General features: G+C 65.6%; 1 protein-coding gene. It reads left to right on the forward strand.

Going from position 1 to position 1422, the window contains the following annotated elements:
* Positions 1-49 precede the first annotated feature (49 nt).
* Positions 50-1393: an IS630 family transposase gene (locus tag ACIRL2_RS51395; protein WP_402242727.1), complete on the forward strand. Its 1344-nt coding sequence runs from the start codon at positions 50-52 to the stop codon at positions 1391-1393.
* Positions 1394-1422: the final 29 nt, after the last annotated feature.

The following is a 1422-nucleotide window of genomic DNA, read 5'->3' on the forward strand; positions in this document are numbered from 1 at the left end:
CTAGTGTGATGCGCCAGAAATCCTGAGGGTTAGTAAGTACCCTGTTGTCATGTCGCATTCGGGGCCTTCTGCTGTGGCGATCACGTTGTCCGAGGCCGAGCGTGTCGAGTTGGTGCGCCGGACGGAATTGCCGCACCGGCGCTCGGCCGAGAAGGCTCGCATCATCCTGGCGTGTGCTGACGGCATGTCGAACGCGGGTGTCGCGCGGCTCGTGGGTGTCCAGGCGAAGACGGTCGGCAAGTGGCGTCGGGCTTTCGCCGCAGAGCGGATGGCCGGGCTTGAGGACGCCGGCTGGATCGGCCGGCCGAAGGCCGACCTGATCCTCGACGATGCCGAGCGCAGGCAACTGCAGCAGTGGGCGCGGCAGGCCAAGACCGCCCAGTTCCTCGCGTTACGGGCCAAGATCGTGCTGCGCTGTGCGGTGGGCGGGACGAATCAGCAGGCCGCGGCCGACCTCGGCATCGACAGGTCGACCGTGGACCGCTGGCGGGCCCGGTTCATCGCAAAACGCCTCGATGGTCTGCAGGACGAGCCGCGCTCGGGCCGGCCGCCTTCGATCCTCCTCGACCAGGTCGAGGAGGTCGTCGTGGCCACCCTGGAGTCACTCCCGGGCCAGGACACGCACTGGTCACGGGCCTCGATGGCCCAGCGCAGCGGCTTGTCGAAGTCGACGATCGGGCGGATCTGGAAGCGGTTCGACCTCAAGCCCCACCTGCAGGACTCCTTCAAGCTGTCCACCGATCCGCAGTTCGTCGCCAAGGTCGTCGACGTCGTCGGCCTCTACCACCACCCGCCCGAGAAGGCGGTCGTGCTCTGCGTCGACGAGAAGAGCCAGATCCAGGCGCTGGACCGGTCCCAGCCGGTGCTGCCGATGATGCCGGGCATGCCCGAACGCCGAACCCACGACTATATGAGGCACGGCATCACCAGCCTGTTCGCCGCCTTCAACATCGCCGACGGCACCGTCATATCGGCACTGCACCGCCGCCACCGGGCGATCGAGTTCAAGAAGTTCCTGATCCGGATCGACAAGGCGGTGCCCACCGGGCTCGACGTCCACCTCGTCTGTGACAACTACGCCACCCACAACACCGCCGAGATCCGGACGTGGCTCGGCAAACACCCCCGATTCCACGTCCACTTCACCCCCACCGGCTCCTCCTGGATGAACCAGGTGGAGCGGTGGTTCGGCCTGCTGACCGACAAACTCATCCGCCGCGGCGTCCACAGGTCCGTGAAGGCCCTGGAGGACGACATCACCGCATGGATCGACACCTGGAACGAAAACCCGCGGCCCTTCACCTGGACCAAGACAGCCGACGAGATCCTCAACTCCCTCGCCGACTACCTCACCAAAGTCGGAACCACCGGCCAGAAAACAGAGCAGAACTAACCCTCAGGATTTCTGGCGCATCACACTAG

Origin of the sequence: Embleya sp. NPDC127516 (assembly GCF_044765325.1) — a bacterium.
In the GTDB taxonomy this organism is placed as follows: Bacteria; Actinomycetota; Actinomycetes; order Streptomycetales; family Streptomycetaceae; genus Embleya.